This is a genomic window from Polynucleobacter sp. AP-RePozz3-80-G7, assembly GCF_018882145.1.
Taxonomy (GTDB): domain Bacteria; phylum Pseudomonadota; class Gammaproteobacteria; order Burkholderiales; family Burkholderiaceae; genus Polynucleobacter.
Genome location: NZ_JACVPC010000003.1, coordinates 182,304 through 208,478, shown reverse-complemented (window position 1 = coordinate 208,478; position 26,175 = coordinate 182,304). Strand labels below are relative to the sequence as shown.

Below are 26,175 nucleotides of genomic sequence, written 5' to 3'. Positions count from 1 at the left end.
AATTGGCGTCGCTTTATTTGGCCTGACCAAATACTGGGTCGCGCTTTTCTAGGAAGGCGGTAATCCCCTCTCGGTAGTCACTTCCCATATACACATTCTTACGCAAGGATTGCAAGTGTTCAAAAACGGCGGGATTCATGACTGCGGCATCAGAGAGCATTTGTGCCTGGGCTTTGAGCACAGAGTTAGCCTGAGGTGAACGCGAAGCAATAGTTCGAGCCATTTGGTAAGTTTTTAACTCTAATTCACCAGAGACGTAGAGATGATTCAGGATGCCAATCTGCAAGGCACGATCAGCGCCTATAGGATCGGCAGTCAGGAACATCTCTTTAACAACGTTCAAGGGCATGCGTGACATGAAATGCAAAATTCCGCTCGCGGTATAAGGGAGTCCCAACTTGGCCGGTGTAATCGCAAAGGTCGAGTCGTGATCACCAATGGCAATATCGCAACTCATAATTAAATCAGTCGAAGCGCCCCATACCGAACCATCTACCATGGCTATCACTGGCGCTCTAAACGCCCTGATAGATTGAAGCAAAACCATAACAGGGTCGTCAGCAGGCAAGGGATCCCGCTCTGATCTAGGTAATTCCATCACATCATGACCTGCAGACCAAACTTTATTTTTCTTATCGGCACGCAAAACCAATACGCGCACATCCTGTTTACCGAACTCTTCCAAGGCGTGATGCATTTCTTCGATTAAGCACTCACTTAATGCATTACGCTTTTCATAATGATTAAAGCGAATTGTGGCAATTAAATCTGCCTGTTCGGTTTTGATGTATTGATAGTTCAATGCGCTGTCTCTTTATTTATTATTTTTGGTTGTCTGCGTATTAAGCCGCAATCAAAATATCACCTAGCTCCATCTTCTCCCACCAGATAAAGGGTAAAAGATAGACCGGCTCCCCAGCATCCTGAAGAATTTCCAGCGCTCCATCATTGGTCTTGTTAGCCTCATATTTTCCAGGATTTAGAGGTCTGCAGCCATTATCCGTACCGTCATTACGACGCATTCTGGCAATGATGTTTCGAGTGATATAGACGACCATATTTCCTCCTGGTTAAAGTGCTGACTGAATGTGGTTGCGAACTACTGGATAAATCTGGCTTTCCCAGCGCTTACCATTAAATACCCCGTAATGGCCGACACCCGCTTGTAAGTGATGTGACTTCCTGTATCCAGGTAGGCCAGAACAGAGATCTTGCGCTGCTAAAGTTTGTCCAATGCCGCAGATATCATCTCGCTCACCTTCAACGGTGAGTAGAAATGTCTTCTTAATCAGCTTTGGATTCACTAACCTACCTTGGTATGTCAAAGTTCCATTAGCTAGATCGCGATCCATAAATACTTTTTTAATGGTTTCTAAATAGAAAGGGCCCGATAAATCCATGATTGCAAAATATTCTTCATAAAAATCATGAATCATATCCGCCTTCGCATCGTCACCATTAACGCGATACTCATATAGCTTTCTGAAAGACTCTGCATGACGATCAGGATTCATACTCATAAATGCCATGAGCTGCAAGAAGCCAGGATAGACTTTGCGCCCAGTACCATTGAATTGATTTGGAATAACCCCGATGAGCTTTTCTTCAAACCAAGACATGGGTTTGCTGGTAGCTAATTCATTGACCTTTGTTGGGCTTTGACTGACATCAATCGGCCCAGCCATCAAGGTCAAGCTTGCCGGGACATAGGGACTCTTGTCTTCAGACATGATGGCTGTGGCTGCTAAGCAGGCTACTGTTGGCTGACATACCGCCATCAGGTGGGTTTGAGGTCCGATCACCTGCAAGAAGTTAATGATGTGCTCGACATAAGTATCAAAGTCAAAGTCGCCACAACTCAATGGAATGTCACGAATGTTCAACCAATCAGTTACATAAACTTCATGATCAGTTAGAAGCGTCTTAATGGTTCCCGCTAACAAAGTAGCAAAGTGTCCTGACATTGGAGCAACTAAGAGAATCTTAGGTTGATCAGAAATATTGGGCTTTGAAAATCGAATCAAGTTACAAAAATGCGTTGAGTAAATTAATTCCTCTGTAACAGGCTGCTCCACCCCAAACGAATCAATGATGGATTGAATTTTAAAATCAGGTCTTGTATGCGTAAATCCAAGCAAAGAAATTTGCTCATAGTGCGCAGCCAATCGCTGCATGGGGTTTAGGGAAAAGTTTCCAAACCAATTAGTAGAGACGCGCTCTGACGCTTTTGCAAACATCCGCACTGGATTATGCAAATTAGCAAAGGTTTGATAAGCTTTGTACATCATCTATGGGCACCGCTTTCTATATGACGCAATGCTCGTTCTGTAGTTTTGAGTGCTGGGTCAAATACCCTACTCAAAGACACATCATTGGCAATAATGGCTGCGGTTTGCGCTGCACGTGCTGCCACGATGGATAAATTCACAAAACCAGCAACATTAAAAGTTTTGAGAAGGTCGGGCAACTCTTGATCGTCTGAAGCAACTTCGCCAGCCTCTATCTTTTGATAAAGATCGCGGTAGTAACTCCTCATACCATCGAGCTCCTCAGCAATTGTCATAATCCGCTGAAACAAGACCGCAAAGTCTGATGCCAGCGCATTGTTTTTGACTACTTCCATGGAGTTACCCCTGGGACCTCGGCTGGAGCAACAGAAACTGGGATAGTGCCAAAGTCCGCAGGGCCCACTATCTCGAGATACTCCATGTCGGGTGAATAGTCGAAGAGGAAATGGGTGATGCCCGGCATTTGATGAACAACATCACCCGCCTCAACCAAGGTAGCCTTATCTTCATACATAAACTTAGCCCAGCCTTTGGTCATGATGACAATCTGGAACTCTGCTACGTGATAGTGCCAGCCGGTACCATTCTCTGGGGGTTTATTGGCCTTCACGAGATGGGCAATGACCTTACCTTTGGTTGCCTTAGCGACACCCAAATCTTTATAGAGAAAAAAATCCCTAAGGCCGCCTGGTAAAAACTGAGTATCGGCAGGTTTTACATGAGAAAACTCGGTATCACTTTTAAATTTTACGGGTGCGTTCATTTTTAAAACTCCACTTCAAGTTCTTCAATGTCATCGGGTTCTTCGAGGGCGCCCATCACCCATTCCTTCATCTCAGGCATCGCCATGATGTGCGTGCAGTAATCCCTGCTCGCCTTGTCCAGCTCTACGTGATACGTCAAGAATCTTGTGACCACTGGCGCAAACATAGCGTCAGCTAAAGTGGGTTCCTTGCCAAATAAGAAAGGCCCACCGTATGTTGTTAAGCAGTCCTGCCATATGACCAAGACACGATTAATATCGATTTGTGCTTTTGACCACACCTTAAATGACTCAAAATTCGCTTTGACATTCATAGGCAAAGAAGCGCGCAAGGCAGAGAAGCCGGAATGCATCTCGCCACAGATGGAGCGGCAATGGGCTCTTGCTGCTGGATCTTTTGGTAGCAGATGCGCTTTGGGATTTAATTCATTCAGATACTCACCAATAGCCATGGTGTCCCAAACCCTGCAACCATCATGATCTAATCGCGGAACCAGAATGGAGGGTGACAAGAGCAAGAGTTCTGCTCGGTTATCCACATCATCCGGATGAACCTGCACTTCCTGAAAAGGTAAGCCAGAAAGCTTGAGCATCAGCCAACCGCGTAATGACCATGAAGAATAATTTTTGCTACTAATCGTCAAGGTAGTTTGCTTAGGCATAAGAACTTTCAAATGAGGTACAACTACAACTTATTCCCCCTGAAATAAGGATTGGTAGCCAAATGCCCTATTTTTGACATGTTCTACCCAAATCTGGGCATACCTCACCTTTACGCACCCATCTTGTGCGCCGTAATAATGCACCCTTGTGGTGAACTTATAGACTTTGAGTCATGTCTATACACGCCGCCCTACACCACGTCACCGAATACATATATGACCGCCCAGTCAAACTGGGGCCACAGGTAATTCGTTTGCGACCGGCACCTCACTGCCGCAGCCATATTCTTTCTTACTCTCTCAAAATTGAGCCTGAAGGTCATTTCATTAACTGGCAACAGGATCCATTTTCAAACTATCAAGCTCGTTTGGTTTTTCCTGAACCTACGACGCACTTTAAAGTAACGGTCGATCTTGTTACGGAAATGGCCGTATACAACCCATTTGATTTCTTTCTAGAACCAGATGCAGAAGACTACCCCTTTACCTACAGCCAAGATCTTAAGAAAGAGTTGCGCCCTTACCTAGGTAAAAAGCGCAATGACGGCATCAACAAATATTTTAAAACGGTTGATCGCAGCAAGATGCGCACTATCGATTTTTTAGTTGCGATCAATCAAAAAGTTCACAAGGATATTAGCTACACCATTCGCATGGAGCCTGGAGTACAGACCCCAGAAGAGACATTAAAACTTCGCAGTGGTTCTTGTCGAGATTCTGCTTGGTTAATGGTGAATCTCTTGCGTCTTTGCGGACTCGCATCGCGCTTTGTTTCAGGCTATCTCATTCAGCTTAAACCAGATGTCAAAGCGCTAGATGGACCAAGTGGAACAGAGGTAGATTTCACAGACTTGCACGCCTGGTGTGAGGTGTATTTGCCAGGTGCGGGATGGATTGGCTTAGACCCGACTTCCGGCCTATTTGCTGGCGAAGGTCATATTCCTGTTGCCTGCACACCTGAACCCTCAGGCGCAGCACCGATTGAAGGTGGTGTTGACGAATGTGAAGTGCAATTTGCTCACTCCATGGAAGTCACTCGCATTTATGAATCGCCCCGAGTAACCAAACCGTATACCGAAGAACAGTGGCAAGCGATTGTTGATCTAGGCCATCAAGTTGATAAGCAATTGGTTGCGGGCGACGTTCGCTTGACCATGGGTGGTGAGCCTACTTTTGTATCCGTTAATGGACGTGATGAACGTGAATGGAATGTAGATGCATTAGGGCCAACTAAGCGGGGTTACGCAACCGATTTAGTAGAAAAACTTCGCAAGGAATACGGCGATGGTGGCTTCCTTCATTTTGGTCAAGGCAAATGGTATCCAGGAGAGCAACTCCCTCGTTGGGCTTTGTCTATCTACTGGAGGGCTGATGGGCACCCTATTTGGAAAAATCCCAAACTCTTCGCCGATGAACGCCACCCCACAAACTACACCAGCAAAGATGCTGAAAAATTTGTCTACACACTCTCCAAAAAATTAGGCTTGGCGGACAAATTTATTGAACCTGCCTATGAGGATGTTTTTTATTACCTCTGGCGAGAATCCAAGCTACCAGTCAACGTTGATCCCTTCAAATCAAACCTAGATGATGAGATGGAGCGCACTCGGTTAAAGCGGGTCTTCACTCAGAAATTAGATTCCGTGGTGGGCTACGTCCTCCCTATTGAAGCGAATGAAGGAAAGAATTACTTAGATACCGCCTGGAAGACGGGACCTTGGGAATATCGTGATGATCGCCTCTATCTGTTACCAGGCGATTCACCAATGGGCTATCGACTTCCCCTAGAGTCCCTACCCTGGGTTAGCAAAGCAGACTATCCTTATCTCATTGAGCAAGATCCATTTGCTCCTAGATCGCCATTAAACAGTCAAGCGTCAATTGTTCACCAACAACAACCAACTCGTAAAGAATTTACAGCGTCTGGAAAAACGATTTGGAGTCAGTCACAAGAAGTAAGGCATCCAAAACGTCAAGAATCAGCTGCATGGGTTACCAGAACGGCGATGTGCGTAGAAGCGCGCGATCCAATGCGCTCCAATGGACCCAAGGCTGAGAATGAACATGGTGGTAAATCAGGCGTGCTGTATGTCTTTATGCCCCCACTCGCACGCCTTGAAGACTATCTCAATTTATTGGAGGCGGTAGAAACTACGGCGGAAGAACTTCAGTTTCAAATTGTGCTGGAGGGATATACCCCACCACGCGACCCACGCTTGAAGTTGTTACAGGTGACACCAGATCCAGGCGTTATTGAAGTCAATATTCATCCAGCTCATAACTGGGGCGAGCTAGTTGAGCATACGGAATTCTTATATCAAGCTGCTTTTGAATCTCGCCTTTCTGCTGAGAAATTTATGGCAGATGGCCGCCATACCGGCACAGGTGGTGGCAATCACTTTGTAATGGGTGGTGCAACACCGATTGATAGCCCGTTCTTACGCAAACCCGAGCTCTTGGCTAGCCTAATTTTGTATTGGCACAACCATCCAAGCTTGAGCTATCTCTTTAGTGGCATGTTTATTGGACCAACCAGTCAAGCGCCTCGAGTAGATGAAGCGCGCAATGACCAAATCTACGAGTTAGAAATCGCGTTGAAGGAAATTCATGAGAATCGCAAGAAGTTTGGCCAAAGCATGCCACCATGGCTAGTTGACAGAACACTACGCAATATCCTGATTGACGTCACTGGCAATACGCATCGCAGCGAGTTCTGTATTGATAAGATGTATTCACCAGATAGTCAAACGGGTCGCTTAGGCTTATTAGAATTACGTGCTTTTGAAATGCCCCCACATGCACATATGAGCATTGTTCAGCAATTACTCATTCGCGCCTTGATAGCTCGCTTCTGGGATAAGCCTTATGAGGCGCCAATGACGCGCTGGGGAACTGAACTCCATGACCGCTGTCTCTTACCAACATTTATCAAAATGGACTTTGATGATGTCATTCAAGAGATGCAAAAGTATGGCTATGACTTTAAGCCGGAGTGGTTTGCACCTCACCTTGAGTTCCGCTTCCCGCTCATTGGACAAGTGCAAACGATGGGCACAGAAATTACCTTGCGCAATGCGCTTGAACCATGGCATGTTATGGGTGAAGAAAATTCAGCAGGCGGAACTGCACGCTATGTTGACTCCTCGTTAGAGAGAATTGAATTGCGTGTTACAGGCCTAAACCAAAGTCGCTACACCATCACCTGCAATGGCGAGCCTTTGCCACTCCAACCAACAGGAGTTGCAGGAGAGTATGTAGCAGGTGTTCGTTATAAGGCCTGGAATCCTCCGTCTAGTCTGCACCCCAGTATTGGTATTCATGTTCCATTGATTTTTGATGTGATTGATACCTGGAATAAACGCTCTGTGGGAGGTTGCCAATATCACGTTGCCCACCCTGGTGGCCGAAACTACGACAACTTCCCCATCAATGCCTATGAGGCAGAGAGTCGCCGTCTTTCTCGCTTCTTTAGGATGGGCCACACCCCGGGAACTGCTGAAGGGGTTCAGGCGAATATTGACCTCCCGGCCAGTAAGGAATTTCCATTTACGCTGGATATGCGTCGGTGAGACAATAGTTTGTGGACAACTCTCAGACCCATTCCTTGAAATACGCGAGCAACCCTTCGCTGGTGGAGGATATCAACCGTCTATCACCCGCACCCAAAGAGGGGCACTTTGATGAGTTGCGAGGGGAATCAGGGTCGCTACTGCCCCAATGGCAAACTTTTTTTGAATCTCTTGGCTCATCCGGGTTAAGCGATCTTGATCAACGCACCCAAGAACTTAACAGGCAGATTCGGGATAACGGCATTACGTATAACGTCTATGCCGACGAGTTTGGTCCGCAGCGCCCTTGGTCAGTAGATTTATTTCCGCTCCTCATTAGCCCTGATTCTTGGCAAAAAATTCAGTCGGGGGTTTTACAACGAGCGCGTTTGCTCGAAGCGATTATGGCGGATGTGTATGGGCCGCAAAATTTGTTGAAGGAAGGATGGATTCCTCCGGCATTAATTCATGGACACCCTGGTTACTTGCGCTCCATGCATGGCGTCGAGCTGAAAAACAGAAAATATCTTCACATCATGGCTTTTGATTTAGCCAGAGCGCCTGATGGATCATGGTCAGTACTGTCTCAACGCACCCAAGCACCTTCTGGTCTTGGCTATCTTTTGGAAAATCGCAATCTGATTACAAGGCAATTTCCCAAAGCATATGAGCTCATGCAGATTGCCCCGCTAGCCAATGCCTATAGGGACTTAATCGATGCATTGAAGCTTGAAAGTCCAGCAGGTGCTAATGCCCATATTGCCCTTCTTACTCCAGGACCTTATAACGAGACCTACTTTGAGCATGCCTATCTCGCTCGTTATCTCGGCCTAACTTTGGTTGAGGGCGGTGACTTAACAGTACGCGATCAACATTTGTTTTTGAAAACAGTACGCGGTTTAGAGCCTGTTCATATTTTGCTCAAACGTTTGGACGATGAGTTTTTAGATCCCTTAGAACTGCGTTCTGACTCCACCCTAGGCGTCCCTGGTCTATTACAAGTTATACGTGCCGGTAATGTTGTGTTGGCAAATGCTCCTGGCTCCGCCTTCCTAGAATCTCCAGCCCTATTGGGATTCTTACCGGCGATTAGCGAACGACTTCTCAATGAAAAAGTTCAGCTTCCAGCAATGGATACCTGGTGGTGTGGTGAACGCGCTGCATTAGAGGCTGCTATTCCAAATTTAGGGCATAGTGCTATTAAGCCAACCTACCCTAATGGCACGGGTCATCAAAATTATGAATCCGCCCTAGGTTGCGATCTGAATCAGGCCCAATTAGATGAATGGGTGGGTCGCATTACGCGCCAGCCAGATGAACACACAGTACAAACCTACATCCCGTTGGCACAAATGCCAACCTGGTTAAATGCTTTTAACCTCAATGATGCGTCTTTGATTGAGCCCCACTCTTATATGTTGCGAGTCTTTGCCTTGAGTGATGGTCCTAATGGCTGGCAAGTATTACCTGGTGGACTTGCCCGTATCGCAAGCACTGATTCAGGTATTGCCTCGATGCAACGGGGCGGTAGTAGTGCGGATGTATGGGTTCAAAGCCCGCAGCCCTCCCAAGAGCAAGGACAACAAACTCAGCACCCGATTCAAGCCCCTGAAAAAGTGATGCGCAAGCGCTTGGTTACCAGCCGCGCAGCTGAGAATCTCTATTGGTTTGGGCGCTATACCGAGCGCAGTGAAAATATTCTGCGCTTAGCCAAGCTTTATCTTGAAAATATTAATAGTGAATACACCCCTTCCCGGTCATTATGGTCTTGGTTAGAAAACCTATGTCACCACTACGGGCTTGTGCCTGAAGGTGTACCAAGTAATTTTGACCAGAGTGATATGCGTCACCGAATTTTTGAGCGTACTTTAATTAACTCTCTCAATGCCAGCGACAGCGTCACCAGCGTGGGCTACAACCTGAACGCCATGAAACGCACTGCCTCTAATGTGAGAGAGCGACTCTCCCCGGAACAATGGAGCACTATCAATCATTGCATTGAGCAATTTCAGTCTGATTGCCATAAAGCCAATACCTTTAATGATTTTTCCGCTTCGCTCGCTATCGATGCTTTAAATGGCGCGAGTAGCTGCTTGGCGGCGATAACCGGCGCTCAAACTGACCGTATGACACGTGATGACGGCTGGCAACTACTTTCAATTGGAAGGCATATCGAGAGGCTCGCCTTTCTAACAAACGCATTAGACTCAGCTATCGTTTCTGGCTTACTTAACAATCCAAATACAGATAGCTCAGGTTATACCGCCCTACTCAATTTATTTGACAGCACGATCACCTTTCATGCGCAGCATCAACAAAGTCGCGAGATAGCTCCTTTAATTAGCTTACTGGTGATGGATGATGAAAACCCACGTTCCCTGGCCTGGGTTAGCAAAGCGCTCCGCGCCAGACTCTCTAAACTTGCGGGCACCGAGCGAAATAACCCGGATGAGTTAACTCGTAGCGTCATTAATCTACTAGATTACGACTTATATATCCTATCGACTGCCGATGGGTTTGGCAATCTCCCTAACCTCAGAAATTGTTTGAGTAATTGCTCGCAATCCGCCTGGAATGTTTCAGATGCAATTAGCGCACGCTATTTCAATCTGATTCACTCTAATGAATACAGTATCCAAATGTAATGCGCCATTTATGTTGCTAGAAATTACCCACGATACCCATTACTCTTACGATCCTGATGTAGAGATTGCGCAGCATTTTGCTCACCTCAAACCAGCAGATCTAGAAACACAACGAGTATTAAAGTCCGATGTTCAGGTGAGCCCGAGGCCTTCTTGGAGCGAAGAAAATCGAGATAGTCATGGAAATGTTTGCACCTTCTTTTCTTTGCAGAATAGGCACAGCGAATTACTCATTACAGCCAAATCACTGATCGAGACTACAGCTACTGAATATGGCCCTAAGCCCCAGGAAACTGCACCCTGGGAGCTGGTACGTGAATACTTCCGCTATCACTCCAATACCCAATGGGATGCCGCCTCAGAATTTTTATTTACATCTCCATTCATTACTTTAAGACCAGAATTCGCAGAATTTGCGAGGGCCAATTTCACAGCTGGTAGACCTATATTAGATGCTGCAATTGATTTGATGAAACGCATCTATAGTGAATTTCATTACGTTAGCAAAAGTACCGATATCAACACCCCTGCACTAGAGGCGCTGAATAAGCGAGAGGGGGTATGTCAGGACTTTGCACATATTTTGATTTCATCGCTCCGCAGTATCGGCATTCCAGCAAAATATATGAGCGGCTATATTCTGACCAATCCTGCACCCGGTCAAGCAAGACTAATTGGCGGAGATGCTTCGCATGCTTGGGTATCGGTTTATGTTCCTAGCATGGATGAAAGCAGTATTTTAGGTAAGGGCATTTGGTGTGATCTAGATCCAACCAATAATCGCTGGGGCTACGGAACTCCTGGGGAAGATTATGTTCACTTGGCTCAAGGAAGAGATTACTCAGATGTCTCCCCTATTCGCGGGGTGATCCATGGCGGAGCAGATCATACGCTAGAGGTAGCGGTAACGGTGATGCCCATTAACTCTTAAGGCACCCTTCTTTCTCCCCAATAATAAAACCGCCCGAAGGCGGTTTTATTATTTGAAGCGTGCATTACTTTCGACTTAGTCTGCGTAAATACCTGCAGCCTTAATGATTGGCGTCCATAAATCAATCTGTGCCTTCAGATGCTTTTTCAAACCTTCTGGAGTGGCATTTGCTTGCGATGGAATCTCAACGCCCAACTCAGCCATGTGTTGCTTGTAAAGGGGATCTTGTATAGCGCCTTGCAATGCTTTGGCCAACTTATCCATCTCTGCTTTTGGAGTGCCCTTAGGTGCATAAACACCATGCCACACTTTCACTTCAAAGTTTTTTAAGCCCTGCTCATTGAGAGTGGGAATCTTTTCAAAGGCTTTAATGCGCTGCATGGTGGTTGTACCATAAGGCTTCACCGCATTAGTTGCCAACTGACCTGAAAGATTGGTTGTTTGATCACACATCAATTGCACCTGACCACCGATCAAATCGGTCAAGGCAGGCGCAGTGCCTTTGTATGGAACAGTCGTCAAATCCAGCTGAATACGGCTCATAAAGAGCAAGCCGCACAAGTGGCTAGCGGAACCTACGCCCGCATTAGCGTACGCAATCTTACCTATGTTTGCCTTCATATAAGGTAGAAGTTCTTGATAGTTCTTAGGAGGCAAATCTTTATTGCCAACCAAAATCATTGGTACATCGGCAACCTGGCCAACGTATTCGTAATCGGTCATTGGATCAAAGCCCAAGTTCTTATACAAAGCTGGGGCTGTAGACATGCCAATATGGTGAATCAGTAATGTGTAACCATCATTCTTAGAATTAATGACACGTTTAGCCGCAATCGTGCCACCAGCACCAGGACTGTTATCCACAATGACTTGGCCTTTGAGCTGCTTACCCATTGCTAAAGCCAGCTCACGAGCTACTTTATCGGTTGGACCGCCAGCCGAGAATGGCACCACTAAAGTAATAGGGCGATCGCCAGGGAAATCAGCCGCCTTTGCAGCAGAAATACTGACGCCTAATGCACACAGCGAAATCGCTGCAATGCGGAAAATTGATTGGGACATTTTCACGGTAATCCTTGTCATTCTTGGTTAAACATACAAAGCAATAGTTTAGAGAATTTGCCACCCCAGCAGGGGAAAATTCTCTAAAAAATGATTATTTCTTCAGCTTGCCAAAGGCGGCTGCCATTGCATTATTCATTGGGGGCGCTTGCCTTCTATCTTCATGCGGCTTTCTGTTTTCAGGCTCTCTAGGACGATTAAGAGCCCTTTGATCAGGCTTGGAGCCCTCTCTTGGAGCTTCATCTGTCAAACGCATTGTTAGCGCGATGCGCTTACGCTTTTCATCCACTTCCAGCACTTTAACCTTCACTACCTGTCCAGCCTTAACCACGCTATGGGGATCTTTTACGAAGGTATTAGATAAAGCAGAGATATGCACCAAGCCATCTTGATGTACACCAATATCGACAAAGGCCCCAAAGGCGGCAACGTTAGTCACTACGCCTTCTAAAATCATATCCGTCTTGAGGTCGCCAATTTTCTCGACACCATCTTTAAAAGTTGCAGTAATGAATTCGGGGCGCGGATCTCGACCAGGCTTTTCTAATTCTTTAATGATGTCAGTAACAGTAGGTAGACCAAATTGACCATCAGCATACTTTTCTGGTGAAAGTGACTTCAGCAAGCTGGCATCGCCAATCACTTCTTTTACGCCTTTCTTAATATCCTTCAGAATCTTTTCTACCAAAGGATAAGATTCAGGATGAACTGCAGAGGCATCTAATGGATCATCGCCATTCATGATGCGCAAGAATCCAGCAGCTTGCTCGTACGTTTTATCGCCAAGTCGCGGAACGCTCTTGAGATCGGCCCTCGATTTAAATGCACCCTTGCTATCGCGATAGGCCACTATCCCTTCAGCCACTGTAGAGCTTAAACCAGAAACTCTTGCTAGCAAGGGGGCTGAAGCCGTGTTCACATCAACACCGACAGCATTTACGCAATCTTCTACAACCGCAACTAATGATTTAGCCAACTGGGTTTGCATCACATCATGCTGATACTGGCCTACGCCAATCGATTTAGGATCAATCTTGACCAGTTCGGCTAATGGATCTTGTAATCTTCGGGCAATTGAAACGGCACCGCGCAATGAAACATCCATACCCGGTAATTCTTTTGAGGCATATTCAGACGCAGAGTAAACAGAAGCGCCCGCTTCAGAAACAACAATCTTGGTGAGCTTGAGTTCTGGCTTAGCTTTAATCAGCTCCTGGGCTAATTTATCAGTCTCGCGAGATGCAGTACCGTTACCAATCGAGATTAAGGTGGCATTGTGCTTCTCAGCTAATTTAGCCAAGGCATTCAATGAACCAGCCCAATCATTTTTTGGTTGATGCGGGTAAATGACCTCGGTATCCACTACTTTTCCAGTAGCATCCACCACTGCCACCTTCACTCCCGTTCGCATTCCGGGATCGAGACCAATGGTTACTCTTGGGCCAGCGGGTGCCGCCAGCAAGAGGGCTTTAAGGTTGCGGGCAAATACATTAATCGCTTCAGTTTCTGAACGCTCACGTAACGCTGTCATCAACTCAGACTCCAAATGGAGTGAACACTTGATGCGCCAAGTCCAGCGAACGGTATCTGCTAACCACGCATCGGCAGGTCGTCCTTCATTTTTGATCTTGAAATGATTGGCAATCCGATTTTCACAAGGATTGTGAGGAGAATCCCATTTTGGCTTTTCTTCTTCGCTATCTAAACGTAAATTAACCATTAACATCTGTTCCCGACGACCCCTAAATAAAGCTAAGGCACGATGCGATGGAATAGCTTTAATCGGCTCAGAGTAATCAAAGTAATCAGCGAACTTCTCACCCTCTTGCTCTTTACCAGCAATCACTTTAGATTCGACTACACCGTGATCTTGTAAGTACTCTCTAAGAGATTGCACCAATGCTGCATCTTCTGCAAAGCGTTCCATCAAAATTTGACGTGCACCTTCAAGCGCAGCCTTGGTATCCGCAACACCAGGATTATCTGTCCCATCGACCTGAAACGCTTCCTTCAGATACTTTGCAGCCTCTGTTTCAGGATCGAGCTTGGGGTTATTCAGCAGATCATTTGCCAATGGCTCTAAGCCAGCCTCTAAGGCAATTTGCGCCTTAGTCCTTCTCTTGGGTTTATACGGTAAATAAAGATCCTCTAAGCGAGTCTTATCCCCTGCCAACATAATGGCCTTCAGCAACTCTGGCGTCATCTTGCCCTGCTCCTCAATAGAAGCAACGATTGTCTTGCGGCGATCCTCTAGTTCACGAAGATAGCTAAGACGCTCTTCCAATAAACGTAACTGCGTATCATCCAACCCCCCGGTAGCTTCTTTACGATAACGAGCGATAAATGGTACGGTAGCGCCCTCATCCATCAGAGCTATAGCAGCAGCTACTTGAGCAGGCTTAGCAGCAAGTTCTTGGGCAAGACGTTGTTCAATTGATGGCAGCATGTATATCTAGTTTTATTTATTTAACTTATAAATGATTAATTTATAGTTTTGATTTCAATGAAGAACAAAAGCCACCCGGAGGTGACTTTTGTTGTGTAGCTGAAAAAGAGCTTACTCGCGGGATGCTTTCTTACGATCATGCTCTTTCAGGTGGCGCTTACGGATACGTACACTTTTCGGCGTTACTTCAACCAACTCATCATCACTAATGAATTCAACCGCATATTCCAAGGTCAAATCAATTGGCGTTACTAAGCGAACTGCTTCGTCAGTGCCTGAAGAGCGAACGTTGGTTAATTGCTTACCTTTAATTGGGTTAACGACCAAGTCATTGTCTCGACTATGGATACCAATCACCATTCCCTCGTATACAGGATCACCATGGCTAACAAACATACGACCACGATCTTGTAACTTCCAAATAGCGTAGGCAACTGCTTCGCCATCATCTTGACTAATCAATACGCCATTATGACGTTCACCCAAGATGCCATCTTTCGCTGGAGCATAAGAATCAAATGTATGACTCATCAAACCATTACCGCGAGTCATGGTCATGAAGTCGCCTTGGAAGCCGATCAGACCACGTGCAGGAATGCGGTACTCAAGACGGGTGCGGCCTTTGCCATCACTCACCATATCTTGCAACTCACCCTTACGCTTACCCAAGTCTTCCATCACAGAACCTTGAGTGGCATCTTCTACGTCAACCGTTAAGTTCTCATACGGCTCCATTTTGACGCCATTCTCCTCATGAAAGACAACGCGTGGACGGGAAACTGCCATCTCATAACCTTCACGACGCATGGTCTCTACCAAGATGGTGAGATGCAACTCGCCACGACCTGATACTTCAAATACGGTGTCATCATCAGTTTCTTTTACGCGCAAAGCCATGTTGGCTTTTAATTCGCGGTCTAAACGTTCACGAATTTGACGGCTAGTTACAAACTTACCTTCACGACCAGCTAATGGACTAGTGTTCACCATAAAATTCATAGTCAAGGTCGGCTCATCAATCTTGAGCATTGGCAATGGATCTGGCTTATCAACCGCACATACTGTTGTGCCAATGGCCAAATCTTCAATACCATTGATGAGGGCGATATCGCCAGCAACAGCCTCGTCAACGATTTCTCGCTCCAGGCCTTTAAATTTCAATACTTGGTTGATACGGCCTTTGAATGGCGTGCCATCAGGACCATTCATGCAGAGCACTTCCATGCCTGACTTCACACGGCCCCGGCTAATACGGCCAACTCCGATCTTGCCAACATAGCTGTTGTAGTCAATTGAAGAAATCTGGAATTGCAAGGGGCCTTCTGCGTCGTCATCACGCACAGGAACGTGCTTCAGAACAGCATCAAACAAGGGGCGCATAGTACCTTCACGCACATCTTCTGACTCTCCTGCATAACCATTCAAGCCTGATGCATAGATCACTGGGAAATCTAACTGCTCTTCAGTTGCGCCTAGTTTGTCAAATAATTCAAAAGTTGCGTTAATCACGTAGTCGCAACGTGCGCCTGGACGGTCAACCTTGTTAATCACAACGATTGGCTTCAAACCCAATGCCAAAGCTTTCTTGGTAACGAAGCGGGTCTGCGGCATTGGACCTTCAACCGCATCAACCAAAAGCAATACACCGTCAACCATCGAGAGAACGCGCTCTACTTCACCACCGAAGTCCGCGTGTCCTGGGGTATCAACGATATTAATATGTGTACCGTCATATTCCACTGCGCAGTTCTTGGACAAAATAGTAATGCCACGCTCTTTTTCCAAGTCGTTTGAGTCCATGACGCGTTCGGTCATTTTTTCATTTGAGCGGAATGTGCCTGATTGGCGCAAGAGTTGGTCAACCAAGGTAGTTTTTCCGTGGTCAACGTGGGCGATGATAGCGATGTTACGAAGTGCGCGTTTAGTCATGTGAAGCTTCTTGAGTTAAAGATAAGTAAAAGGGTTATAAATAATGATTAATTAATGAGCCTGCGAAATCAAGCGCTTTGGATGCAAAACACCAGAACGCCAATCAGCAGTACCAATAAAGTTATGAGAAGCAGCGGTCGCTCGATAAATGCGTACCAATGCTTCAATGGAAGGTAAGTTCAGAGGAACACGCTGTCCCATTTCAAGACGTTTAGCTTGTTGCTCATCCACCGTTAAGTGTGGCAATGTTTGCAGCAAGGCATCAACAGGCAATATGTAGTCGGCGCTATTCTGAAGGCTGCTTTGTATCGCCTCAATCGTAAAGGACTGCTCAAGATTGAGATGCCCCACTTCGGTTCGGCGTAATCCCACCAAATGGGCGCCACATCCTAGGGCATTACCAATATCTTCTGCTAGAACGCGAATATAGGTTCCTTTGCTACAGCTGACTTCTAACGTAGCTTCTGGCCAAGCGATGTCAGTCCAACGAATGGAGTGAATAGTGATATCTCGCGGAGTGCGCTCCAACTCAACACCTGCACGAGCATATTCATATAAAGGTTTGCCATCACGCTTGAGTGCAGAATACATTGGCGGCACTTGAGAAATAGGCCCCGAAAATTTTGGGAGCAAGGCATCTAATGCAGATTTGAGCTCAACTTCATTGGCAAATACCGGCAAAGGTAATTCTTCAATAGTGAGACCCTCAGCATCGCCGGTATCAGTGCGTGAGCCGAACTTTACTCGAGCGATATAAGACTTATCAGCTTCAAGCAGGTCTTGTGAATACTTAGTTGCTTCGCCTAAGCAGATAGGCAATAAGCCAGTCGCCATTGGATCTAATGTACCGGTATGGCCAGCCTTGTCAGCATTAAAGGCACGCTTGACGGCAGTAACCGCACCCTGAGAACTCATTCCAGCGGGTTTATCTAGTAGCACTACGCCGTCGATCCGTATAGACATGAATTACTTAGTCTCGTCTTTGTGATCGCTCTCAACTGCTTGATCGATCAATCGAGACATTTCTATGCCATGCTCTACTGAGCTGTCATAGTGAAAATGTAAAGTAGGAACGGTATGAATATGCAAACGCTTAAACAAGAGTGAGTGCAAGTATCCGGCTTTTTCTTGAAGCGCCCTTAACGCATGCTCAGGCTCAGCACCCAAAACTGTAAAGAACACTTTGGCATGGGCCAGATCCGGTGTGAGCTCAATACTTTGTAAGGTAATCAAGCCCAAACTCGGACTACGCAATTCGCGGGGAATAAGCTCGGCCAGGTCTCGCTGAATTTGATCGGCGAGACGCTGGTTACGATGCGGGCTAGTTTTATGCATATTGCTTAGAGTGAACGTGCAACTTCAGTAACTTCAAATACTTCAAGCTGGTCACCTTCTTTAATGTCGTTATAGCCCTTTAATGACAGGCCGCACTCGACACCGGCACGAACTTCCTTAGCATCATCTTTGAAGCGCTTGAGAGAGTCCAGTTCACCAGTCCAAACAACGACGTTGTCACGCAAGAGACGAACACTAGATGTGCGCTTGATAATTCCATCAACTACCAAGCAACCTGCAATTGCGCCAACCTTAGATACCAAGAAGACTTGACGAATCTCAACGAGACCAGTGATTTCTTCTTTTTTATCTGGAGTCAACATGCCGCTCAGAGCCAACTTTACTTCATCCACTGCGTCATAGATGATGTTGTGATAACGAATATCCACACCATTGTTTTCAGCTAACTTGCGAGCTGCCGCATCTGCACGGGAATTGAAGCCAAAAATAACCGCTTTAGAAGCCACTGCCAAGTTCACGTCAGTTTCAGTAATGCCACCAACACCTGCGTGAACAATTTGCACCTTCACCTCCGGTGTAGAAAGCTTCATTAATGACTGTGCCAAAGCTTCTTGAGAGCCCTGTACATCAGCTTTAATGATCAATGGCAATAACTTAGCCTCAATAGCGCCTTCTTCCATGTTTTCCATCATGGTTTCAAGCTTGAATGCTTGCTGTTTAGCCAACTTCACATCACGGAACTTACCTTGACGGAACAATGCAATCTCGCGAGCCTTACGCTCATCCGGAACCACCTGTACTGACTCTCCAGCTGCAGGAACATCCCCTAAGCCTTGGATTTCAACAGGGATAGATGGGCCTGCTTCATTACATGGCTTACCGTTTTCATCCAGCATGGCGCGGACGCGACCATAGGTTGAACCCGCCAACAACATATCTCCACGTTTGAGCGTGCCTGATTGAACCAATATGGTTGCTACAGGGCCCTTACCTTTGTCCAAACGCGCTTCAATGACTAAACCTTGGGCCGGTGCATCTTTGGGCGCTTTCAATTCCAAGATTTCAGCTTGCAAGAGTACGTTCTCAAGCAGGGCATCAATGCCCTCACCAGTTTTTGCGGATACCGGAATAAATGGCACATCGCCACCGTATTCTTCAGGAACCACTTGCTCTGCCACCAACTCAGTTTTGACGCGCTCGGAATTGGCTTCTGGCTTATCAATCTTGTTAATTGCCACAACAATTGGAACGCCACCTGCAAGCGCATGGTGAATTGCTTCTTTTGTTTGCGGCATCACGCCGTCATCTGCCGCAACAACCAAGATCACAATGTCCGTTGCCTTGGCGCCGCGAGCGCGCATTGCCGTAAAGGCTTCGTGACCCGGAGTATCTAAGAAGGTAATCATGCCGCGTGGAGTTTCCACATGGTATGCACCAATGTGCTGAGTAATGCCGCCAGCCTCACCGGTAGCCACTTTGGCCGCACGAATCTTATCGAGCAAAGAAGTTTTACCGTGATCAACGTGACCCATCACTGTAACTACTGGTGGACGTGGCAACAACTCTGCATCGTGACCATCGGTACCAAGATCTAAATCTGGATCATCTAATTTCGCAGCAAAAGCCTTATGGCCCATTTCTTCAACAAGAATCATTGCGGTATCTTGATCAAGCACTTGATTAATGGTGACCATTTGACCCATACCCATCAGCAACTTAATCACTTCCGCACTCTTCACTGCCATTGCATGAGCTAACTCAGCAACAGTAATGGTTTCTGGTACGTGAACATCACGCACTATGGCTTCTGTTGGTACTTGGAAGTTGGTATCTACGTTCGCCTCAGCAATTTGACGTTGCTTCTTACGACCACCGCCTGAACGCCAACCACCAACACCACCAGAAGAATCGCCGCGAGTCTTTAGGCCGCCAGGTTTCTTAGCGCCCTCTTCTTGCCAAGTGGATGATGTCTCAGAAGATTTAATAGTCTTGCCACCAACTTTGGCAACAGCCTTCTTCTTATCATCAGCACCTTCAACTTTTGCAGGTTTATGCAAAGTGCCTTTTTTCGCTTCTTCAGCAGCAATTTCACTAGGTGCTTTGAGAACACGTGCAGGAGCGCTCATCATGTCGCGGATTGCTAAAGCCTCAGCTTCAGCCGCAGCACGACGAACTCGAATATCTGCCAATTCTTTTTCTTTGCTAGCAGCCAAATCTTTAGCTGCTTTATCTGCTGCCGCCTTTTTCTCTGCTGCCGCTGCGGCAGCATCCGGCGCTGTATCTACAGGCGCCTCTTCTTTAGCAATTACTGGAGCTGCAACTTCTTTTTGACGTGCTTCTTCGGCAGCTTTCATTTCCGCTTCTTGGCGAGCCAACAACTCAGCTTGGCGTGTTGCCTCTGCCGCGCGTTTTTCCAACTCCTCTTCGGAAATAACGGGTTTAGCTGGTGCTGCTGGAGCAACTTCTTTAGCCGCTGGAACTGGAATCTCTTCAGGCGCCTTATCACCGGCCTTAACGAGCACACGCTTTTTACGAACTTCAACCTGCACAGTGCGAGTACGTCCAGCAGAGTCTGCTTGACGAATTTCTGAGCTCTCACGCTTGATTAAAGTAATCTTTTTACGCGCGCCAGTGTCTGCACTGCCGTGCTCTTTTTGCAAATGCTCAAGCAGGACAGTTTTGTCCTTTTCGGTAATGCTATCGTCCTCAGAACCTTTTTCGATACCAGCCGCCTTCAACTGCTCCAAGAGGTCTGGCGCGGTACGTTTTAATTCTTTAGCGAGTACTTTTACTGTTGTTGCCATGCACTACTTCCTCTCATGAAGTAAACCAATGTTCGCGCGCTTTCATGATGAGCGTTTTCGCAGTTTCTTCGTCAATTTGTGTCGCCTCAACCAGCTCATCAACAGCTAATTCAGCAAGGTCGTCACGGGTATGTACCTGATTGTCAGCAAGCTTAGCAATCAGTTCTGTGGTCATTCCTTCCAGGGAACGCAAGTCTTGTGACACTTCGCCGATACGCTCTTCTTTTGCCAACTCCATAGTTAACAAAGAATCACGGGCGCGGGTACGCAACTCATTCACAGTATCTTCATCGAATGAATCAATCTCTAACATTTCAGACAATGGTACGTAGGCCACCTCTTCTAATGTATTGAAACCTTCTTCAATCAAAATATCAGCCACTTCTTGGTCGACGTCCAACTTGTCCATAAACAATTGACGTACAGAAGAAGCTTCTTTTTCAGTTTTCTCAGCAGACTCTTCAGGGGTCATGATGTTGATCTGCCAACCAGTCAAATCACTTGCCAAACGAACGTTTTGTCCACTGCGGCCAATAGCGATTGCCAAATTCTCTTCATCAACCACTACATCCATCGCATGACGCTCTTCATCAACCACGATTGATGAAACTTGAGCTGGAGCCAAAGCACCAATTACAAATTGGGCTGGATCTTCAGACCACAATACGATATCCACTGCTTCGCCAGCAACTTCATTACGAACCGCAGTCACACGGGTGCCACGTACGCCAACGCAAGTGCCAATTGGATCGATGCGCTTGTCATAAGTAATAACCGCAATTTTTGCGCGGATACCAGGATCACGGGCAGCGCCTTTGATCTCTAATAAACCCTGCTCCATCTCAGGAACTTCGTTCTCAAACAACTTAATTAAGAAGTCTGGGCAAGTACGGGAGAGTTCGATTTGTGGGCCACGTGCTTCACGATCCACCTTAAGGATGTATGCCCGCACACGGTCGCCAGAACGTAAGTTCTCTTTTGGAATCATTTGATCGCGGCGGAGCAATGCTTCAACACGACCAGATTCAATAATCAGGCCATTCTTGTCAGCACGCTTCACGGTACCAGTCATGACTTTTTCGCCACGCTCAAGGTAGTCGTTCAAAATCTGTTCACGCTCAGCATCACGAATGCGCTGCAAGATCACTTGCTTAGCAGCTTGTGCGCCGATACGACCGAAGGCTAAAGATTCGATTTGCTCTTCGATGTAGTCACCAACTTCCATGTCGGCGAGTTGCTCTTGGGCTTCAAATTGCAGAATCTCTTTGTCCGGCTCTTGCAAACCAGCTTCATTGGGCACAACCAACCAGCGACGGAAGGTTTCGTATTCACCAGTTTCACGATCAATCGCAACACGGATATCCACATCTTCTGTAGCGTAGCGCTTCTTAGTCGCAGAGGCTAAAGCCATCTCCAACGCTTCGAATACGATCGCTTGATCAACGTTCTTTTCACGCGCTAACGCGTCTGCCAACATGAGAACTTCTCGGCTCATGACTTTCTTCCTTTGAAATCAATAACAGGGACCAACCGAGTCTTATCGACCTCGGCTAAAGAGAACTCCAATTGAGAGGGCTGACCATCAGCACCCTCAAATACCAAACCAAACTTTGCATCTGGTGAATTCAATTCACCACTCAGCAAACCTTGCAACTCACCACGAAAATTCTTGCGACCGCCAGCTGCAACGCGCAATTTCAAATCCACTTGCATTCCAGCAAAGCGCTCATAATCAGCGGCACTTTTCACTGGACGATCCAGTCCTGGAGATGAAATCTCTAAACGCTCATAAGGAATGTTTTCAACTGGCAAGGTGTAACTCAACTGATGGCTCACCTTTTCGCAATCCAAAACAGAAATCAAGCGTTCGTAATCTGGGTTTTCAATCGTGACGCGCAGCAATCCACCGGCTTCACGCTCTATCTCAACTAGCGTGTAACCCAAGTTTTCCAGCTCTGCAGAAATAACCTGCTGATCTTTCACGACGCCCCTTCATACCAAAATGGCAAAAAAAAATGGGCTTCAAAGCCCATATTCTCGAAATTCAGAACAGGCCGACTTACGTTGATCGCAACATCAGTCGGTAACCACTAAAAACAGCAGAATACTGCTGTAAGACCAAAATTATAGCCTATTTGGCAGAAAACTGATACAAATCAGAAGCTTTCGCCCGGATTACGGGGTTTTCTAGGTCCCCTATTGAAGGGTTTGCGCCCTTTTGGTGCGCTACGCTTAGGTCCATTTCCAGGACTCTGAGGATTGCCTGTCACAAAAGCGGACTGCCCGTGGTGAACTTTGCTGCCTTTACTGCGGTTTTGGCCCTGACCGCCTTGACCACCCTGCCCGCCTTGTCCACTGCGACCACCTTGACCGCCCTGACCAGGTCTGCCGCCTTGAGTGCGCCCACGGAATGGCCCGCGCCCCTCGCTAGAACCGCCGCCGCCAGCCGGTTTGCCACCCCTACCTTGATGCGTTAGGCCGTTATGGCCACTAGCAAGGGTTAAAGCATCACGGGAACCCCAATAAGAAACTGAGGTTTGCATTGGATCCGGTTGGAAATCTTCACCCATCGGGCGACGATCACGATTATTGGGATTCGGGTTGCGGCCCTTGTCTTGTGGCTGTGGCATTTTTAAGCCAGCAGACTTCATCAAGTTATAAATACCGCCCGCCTCAATCTCTTCCCATTTGCCACGTCTTAAACGTGGAGGCAATAAGAAAATACCGTAACGAGTTCGGATCAAGCGAGATACTACATGACCAACCGCCTCAAACATACGACGCACTTCGCGATTACGACCCTCACTTAATGCAACGTGATACCAACGATTAGCGCCTTCACCACCGCCCATTGCTAGACGTAAGAATTTAGCTTGGCCATCATCGAGCGTAATGCCACTCTTTAATAGTGAAGTATTTTCTTGGCTCAAGTCACCTAAGATGCGCACGGCGTATTCACGCTCAACACCATAACGGGGATGCATTAAGCGATTTGCTAACTCACCAGAAGTGGTAAACAATAAAAGACCTTCGGTATTAAAGTCTAATCGACCTACCGCGATCCAGCGTCCTTGACGCGGCTTTGGCAAACGATCAAATACGGTTGGACGACCCTCTGGATCTGACTGGCTAACGATCTCACCTGCAGGCTTGTGGTACATGATCACGCGCGGTGGCTTAGTCTGAATCTTGCGATGTACTGGCTTGCCATTGATGCGCACTTGATCGGTTGGTCCAATGCGCTGACCAATATGTGCTGGTAATCCATTCACCGATACGCGCCCTTGAATAATCAAGTCTTCCATATCGCGACGGGATCCCATACCAACATCAGCTAATACCTTGTGCAACTTAACGGTATCTTCATCATCTGCATCATCATCCAAACCATCGAGGTCAGACCAAACTTCATCACGCAAACTGAGCGGGAGATCATCAACGTTGGCAAACTGCAGACTACTCATTTCCTCATCCGTTGGCGCATCTGAATCTTCATCCTCGCGTGAACGTTGTGCACGTTGTGCGCGACGCTCTGCACCAGTTTGATGAGATACCTCGTTCTCATTCACACCATCGGGATTTTTTAATTCCTCAACTTCAGGAGCATCTAAAGCGGCGTCAAACTCACCAGAGACAACTGAAGCAAACAAAGCCTCACTCTCAGCTAGATTGGGAGCTAATTTAGAAGATTGGTTATTGCCTTGATTGTTACCGCCTTCGCGCGGACCATTGGCATCGCCACCTTCGCGGCGTGGCCGATCTTTGTTAAATGGGCGTTTCTTATTAAACGGGTGTTTACCGCCTCCAGCACCCTGGCGACGTGGGCGGCGTTCACCGCGCTCTCCACCTTCAGACTTTTGGCCATCTGAGTTCGATGGCGCAACGTCTGCATTAGAAGGGGTTGCCGATGGATTTACTACCGGGGATGAATCGTTTTCGTTAGAGCTTGTCATTAATTATTATTTTGTTTCGTCTGGATTGTCTTCAGACTCAGGGGTAACTTCCTCAGAATCTAGCTCAGAAATATCAATGATGATTTCCTCTGCAGTGATTTCAGTTGTCTCTTCTTCTATTTCGATCACCTCTTGAGCATCAGTATCAATTACTACTGTCTCTACCGTAGCAGATGGATCAAACTCCATTACCGCTTGACCTAATTGCGCTGCAGCAGCCATTGGCGCCGCATCTTCCAGCATCGGCAAGCTTTGTAAATTGGTCAAACTGAGATCGTCTAAAAATTGCTTAGTAGTGGCATACAAGCCTGGGCGTCCAACGGTTTCTTTATGCCCAATCACCTCAACCCAACCACGATCTTCCAACTGCTTCATTACATTACTACTCACAGCAACACCGCGAATTTCTTCGATCTCACCACGGGTGACAGGTTGACGGTAAGCAATGATGGCCAAAGTTTCCATCACGGCACGTGAATATTTTGGTGGCTTTTCTGGAGTCAAGCGATCAAGGTACTCGCGCATTGAGATACGGCTTTGAAAACGCCAGCCAGTTGCGATATGTACCAACTCCATACCCTTGTCATCCCAAACACGTTGCAGCTCGACTAATGCTTCATCGATATCTGCCGTAGTGATGTCCTCTACAAATAAGCGAGACAAATCAGCAACGGTGAGTGGTTCCTGTGCGCACAGGAGGGCTGTTTCAATGACGCGCTTATTGTGATCGTCCATAAAATTCGGGCTACCAGGAGTAATCCTGGCTAGGCTTTAAAAGGTATTTAGTAATGGGTTTTGGTGTTCTCAAGCTACTACGGACAATCCATCTCATCAATTCTTCTTGGGATATGCCCGCGCTGAAACGAAGTACTTTTCGTTCACCATGCTCTTATTATAAGGTAGGCTCAATACAATAGCCACATGCACAAGAATTCCACCAAACCCCCTTTATTTATGCCTAGGACGATCTATTCCATAGAGCGCCGTCGACTCCTGGGCCTCGGAATTGGTATGGGGACCCTACTTGGAGGCGCAGGTTTGAGCTCTTGTAGCCTGGTGGGGAGTAAAAAACCTGTCGTTGGCCTAGTTCTGGGTGCTGGAGCAGCTCGAGGTTTTGCCCACATAGGCGTCATTAAGGTATTGGAAGCCCAGGGCATTAGACCCGATATTGTTGTCGGCAGTAGCGCTGGCAGTGTCATTGCCTCCCTCCTCGCATCAGGCGCCACCGGGAATGATCTGAATCGCTTGGCCCTCAATCTGGATGAGGCCACGATTGCTGACTGGGGTCTCCCGTTTGCCGGCCGTTTTGGCGGGCTCATTAAAGGTGATGCACTACAAAATATGGTTAACCGAGAAGTGCAAAATAAATCGATTGAGCAAATGCGCATCCCCTTAGGTATTGTTGCCACTGAATTGCAGTCCGGCAAAGGGGTTTTATTTAGGACAGGTAATACCGGTCTAGCCGTTCGCGCATCTTGCAGCGTACCCGGAGTATTTCAGCCGGCAGTAATCAGCGGCAAAGAATATGTGGACGGTGGTTTAGTAGCACCAGTGCCAGTCAGCTATGCAAGACAGATGGGGGCAACCCTAGTCATTGCAGTAAATATTTCTTCTGAGCCAGTTCATCAAGATGCCAGTGGAACCTTAGGTGTCTTGCAGCAAACCATCTCCATCATGCAGAGAAGTATTAATCAGTACGAACTCAAAAGCGCTGACATCGTGATTCAGCCGCAGTTAAAACAAATGGGTAGTGGTGATTTCAAATCCAGAAATGCCGCCATACTCGCTGGTGAAGCTGCAGCACAAGAGCAAATGGGTTTGATTAAAGAGAAGCTGAAAGGCTAATAG

20 protein-coding genes are annotated in these 26,175 nt (G+C 46.9%); 4 read left to right on the top strand and 16 right to left on the bottom strand.

Translation table 11 applies throughout. The features are described 5' to 3' along the window. Positions 1–13 precede the first annotated feature (13 nt). The 6 genes from scpB (ICE90_RS08180) to ICE90_RS08155 are packed head-to-tail and all read right to left on the bottom strand — an operon-like array spanning position 14 to position 3,713. Positions 14–802 (bottom strand): methylmalonyl-CoA decarboxylase, encoded by a 789-nt coding sequence (gene scpB, locus ICE90_RS08180; RefSeq protein ID WP_215320090.1) that lies wholly within the window; start codon positions 800–802, stop codon positions 14–16. Between the two features lie 40 nt (positions 803–842). Beyond that, complete coding sequence (locus ICE90_RS08175; protein WP_215320092.1) at positions 843–1,058, bottom strand: hypothetical protein; 216 nt, start codon at positions 1,056–1,058, stop codon at positions 843–845. Positions 1,059–1,070: 12 nt separating this feature from the next. Continuing rightward, a complete protein-coding gene (locus ICE90_RS08170) occupies positions 1,071–2,288 on the bottom strand; it encodes a polyhydroxyalkanoate depolymerase (RefSeq protein ID WP_216191915.1) in 1,218 nt (405 codons plus the stop codon). Next, positions 2,285–2,623, bottom strand: a complete 339-nt coding sequence (locus ICE90_RS08165; protein WP_215320096.1) for a hypothetical protein — start codon at positions 2,621–2,623, stop codon at positions 2,285–2,287. Before ICE90_RS08165 ends, ICE90_RS08170 begins: the two co-directional genes overlap by 4 nt. After that, positions 2,614–3,051 carry a cupin domain-containing protein gene (locus tag ICE90_RS08160; RefSeq protein WP_216189558.1) on the bottom strand — a complete coding sequence of 146 codons (438 nt, stop codon included), beginning with the start codon at positions 3,049–3,051 and terminating at the stop codon, positions 2,614–2,616. The genes ICE90_RS08165 and ICE90_RS08160 overlap by 10 nt, the downstream gene beginning before the upstream one ends. A gap of 2 nt (positions 3,052–3,053) precedes the next feature. Then, positions 3,054–3,713 carry a glutathione S-transferase family protein gene (locus ICE90_RS08155; protein WP_216154945.1) on the bottom strand — a complete coding sequence of 220 codons (660 nt, stop codon included), beginning with the start codon at positions 3,711–3,713 and terminating at the stop codon, positions 3,054–3,056. 173 nt (positions 3,714–3,886) lie between these two features. On the opposite strand from ICE90_RS08155, the gene ICE90_RS08150 reads away from it, so the two are divergent. From ICE90_RS08150 to ICE90_RS08140, 3 genes are all read left to right on the top strand, one after another. Continuing rightward, the gene (locus ICE90_RS08150) at positions 3,887–7,282 is read left to right on the top strand and encodes a DUF2126 domain-containing protein (protein ID WP_216191914.1); all 3,396 of its coding nucleotides are present in this window, start codon (positions 3,887–3,889) and stop codon (positions 7,280–7,282) included. 62 nt (positions 7,283–7,344) lie between these two features. Continuing rightward, positions 7,345–9,906 carry a circularly permuted type 2 ATP-grasp protein gene (locus ICE90_RS08145; protein WP_370624659.1) on the top strand — a complete coding sequence of 854 codons (2,562 nt, stop codon included), beginning with the start codon at positions 7,345–7,347 and terminating at the stop codon, positions 9,904–9,906. Further along, on the top strand, positions 9,884–10,837 hold the full coding sequence (locus ICE90_RS08140; protein ID WP_255533337.1) for a transglutaminase family protein: 954 nt from the start codon (positions 9,884–9,886) through the stop codon (positions 10,835–10,837). The genes ICE90_RS08145 and ICE90_RS08140 overlap by 23 nt, the downstream gene beginning before the upstream one ends. A gap of 75 nt (positions 10,838–10,912) precedes the next feature. On the opposite strand, the gene ICE90_RS08135 is transcribed toward ICE90_RS08140, so the two are convergent. From ICE90_RS08135 to scpB (ICE90_RS08090), 10 genes are all read right to left on the bottom strand, one after another. Further along, entirely contained in the window at positions 10,913–11,899 is a 987-nt protein-coding gene (locus ICE90_RS08135; protein WP_216191910.1) for a tripartite tricarboxylate transporter substrate-binding protein, read from the bottom strand. A gap of 94 nt (positions 11,900–11,993) precedes the next feature. Next, complete coding sequence (locus ICE90_RS08130) at positions 11,994–14,345, bottom strand: Tex family protein (protein WP_216191908.1); 2,352 nt, start codon at positions 14,343–14,345, stop codon at positions 11,994–11,996. A gap of 111 nt (positions 14,346–14,456) precedes the next feature. Continuing rightward, complete coding sequence (gene typA, locus ICE90_RS08125; protein ID WP_215320110.1) at positions 14,457–16,274, bottom strand: translational GTPase TypA; 1,818 nt, start codon at positions 16,272–16,274, stop codon at positions 14,457–14,459. Positions 16,275–16,325: 51 nt separating this feature from the next. Then, on the bottom strand, positions 16,326–17,237 hold the full coding sequence (gene truB / locus ICE90_RS08120) for a tRNA pseudouridine(55) synthase TruB (RefSeq protein WP_216191907.1): 912 nt from the start codon (positions 17,235–17,237) through the stop codon (positions 16,326–16,328). 3 nt (positions 17,238–17,240) lie between these two features. After that, positions 17,241–17,609, bottom strand: coding sequence for a 30S ribosome-binding factor RbfA (gene rbfA / locus ICE90_RS08115; protein WP_215320114.1), 369 nt, complete (start codon positions 17,607–17,609; stop codon positions 17,241–17,243). 5 nt (positions 17,610–17,614) lie between these two features. After that, the gene (gene infB, locus ICE90_RS08110; protein WP_216191905.1) at positions 17,615–20,374 is read right to left on the bottom strand and encodes a translation initiation factor IF-2; all 2,760 of its coding nucleotides are present in this window, start codon (positions 20,372–20,374) and stop codon (positions 17,615–17,617) included. Positions 20,375–20,387: 13 nt separating this feature from the next. Beyond that, positions 20,388–21,869, bottom strand: a complete 1,482-nt coding sequence (nusA, locus tag ICE90_RS08105; protein ID WP_215320118.1) for a transcription termination factor NusA — start codon at positions 21,867–21,869, stop codon at positions 20,388–20,390. Beyond that, a complete protein-coding gene (rimP, locus tag ICE90_RS08100) occupies positions 21,866–22,357 on the bottom strand; it encodes a ribosome maturation factor RimP (protein ID WP_215320120.1) in 492 nt (163 codons plus the stop codon). Before rimP ends, nusA begins: the two co-directional genes overlap by 4 nt. Positions 22,358–22,530: 173 nt before the next feature. Then, positions 22,531–24,327, bottom strand: coding sequence for a pseudouridine synthase (locus ICE90_RS08095; RefSeq protein ID WP_216191903.1), 1,797 nt, complete (start codon positions 24,325–24,327; stop codon positions 22,531–22,533). Positions 24,328–24,333: 6 nt separating this feature from the next. Continuing rightward, positions 24,334–25,062: an SMC-Scp complex subunit ScpB gene (scpB, locus tag ICE90_RS08090; RefSeq protein ID WP_216191901.1), complete on the bottom strand. Its 729-nt coding sequence runs from the start codon at positions 25,060–25,062 to the stop codon at positions 24,334–24,336. 186 nt (positions 25,063–25,248) lie between these two features. Between scpB (ICE90_RS08090) and ICE90_RS08085 the strand changes: the two genes are divergently transcribed. Continuing rightward, positions 25,249–26,172 carry a patatin-like phospholipase family protein gene (locus ICE90_RS08085; protein WP_216191900.1) on the top strand — a complete coding sequence of 308 codons (924 nt, stop codon included), beginning with the start codon at positions 25,249–25,251 and terminating at the stop codon, positions 26,170–26,172. Positions 26,173–26,175 lie beyond the last annotated feature (3 nt).

Coding starts and splice junctions, on each gene's coding strand:
- ICE90_RS08175 (WP_215320092.1), bottom strand. CDS start 1,058: ATGGTCGTCTATATCACTCGAAACATCATTGCCAGAATGCGTCGTAAT.
- ICE90_RS08170 (WP_216191915.1), bottom strand. CDS start 2,288: ATGATGTACAAAGCTTATCAAACCTTTGCTAATTTGCATAATCCAGTG.
- ICE90_RS08165 (WP_215320096.1), bottom strand. CDS start 2,623: ATGGAAGTAGTCAAAAACAATGCGCTGGCATCAGACTTTGCGGTCTTG.
- ICE90_RS08160 (WP_216189558.1), bottom strand. CDS start 3,051: ATGAACGCACCCGTAAAATTTAAAAGTGATACCGAGTTTTCTCATGTA.
- ICE90_RS08155 (WP_216154945.1), bottom strand. CDS start 3,713: ATGCCTAAGCAAACTACCTTGACGATTAGTAGCAAAAATTATTCTTCA.
- ICE90_RS08150 (WP_216191914.1), top strand. CDS start 3,887: ATGTCTATACACGCCGCCCTACACCACGTCACCGAATACATATATGAC.
- ICE90_RS08140 (WP_255533337.1), top strand. CDS start 9,884: ATGAATACAGTATCCAAATGTAATGCGCCATTTATGTTGCTAGAAATT.
- ICE90_RS08135 (WP_216191910.1), bottom strand. CDS start 11,899: ATGTCCCAATCAATTTTCCGCATTGCAGCGATTTCGCTGTGTGCATTA.
- ICE90_RS08130 (WP_216191908.1), bottom strand. CDS start 14,345: ATGCTGCCATCAATTGAACAACGTCTTGCCCAAGAACTTGCTGCTAAG.
- typA (WP_215320110.1), bottom strand. CDS start 16,274: ATGACTAAACGCGCACTTCGTAACATCGCTATCATCGCCCACGTTGAC.
- truB (WP_216191907.1), bottom strand. CDS start 17,237: ATGTCTATACGGATCGACGGCGTAGTGCTACTAGATAAACCCGCTGGA.
- rbfA (WP_215320114.1), bottom strand. CDS start 17,609: ATGCATAAAACTAGCCCGCATCGTAACCAGCGTCTCGCCGATCAAATT.
- infB (WP_216191905.1), bottom strand. CDS start 20,374: ATGGCAACAACAGTAAAAGTACTCGCTAAAGAATTAAAACGTACCGCG.
- nusA (WP_215320118.1), bottom strand. CDS start 21,869: ATGAGCCGAGAAGTTCTCATGTTGGCAGACGCGTTAGCGCGTGAAAAG.
- ICE90_RS08095 (WP_216191903.1), bottom strand. CDS start 24,327: ATGACAAGCTCTAACGAAAACGATTCATCCCCGGTAGTAAATCCATCG.
- scpB (WP_216191901.1), bottom strand. CDS start 25,062: ATGGACGATCACAATAAGCGCGTCATTGAAACAGCCCTCCTGTGCGCA.
- ICE90_RS08085 (WP_216191900.1), top strand. CDS start 25,249: ATGCACAAGAATTCCACCAAACCCCCTTTATTTATGCCTAGGACGATC.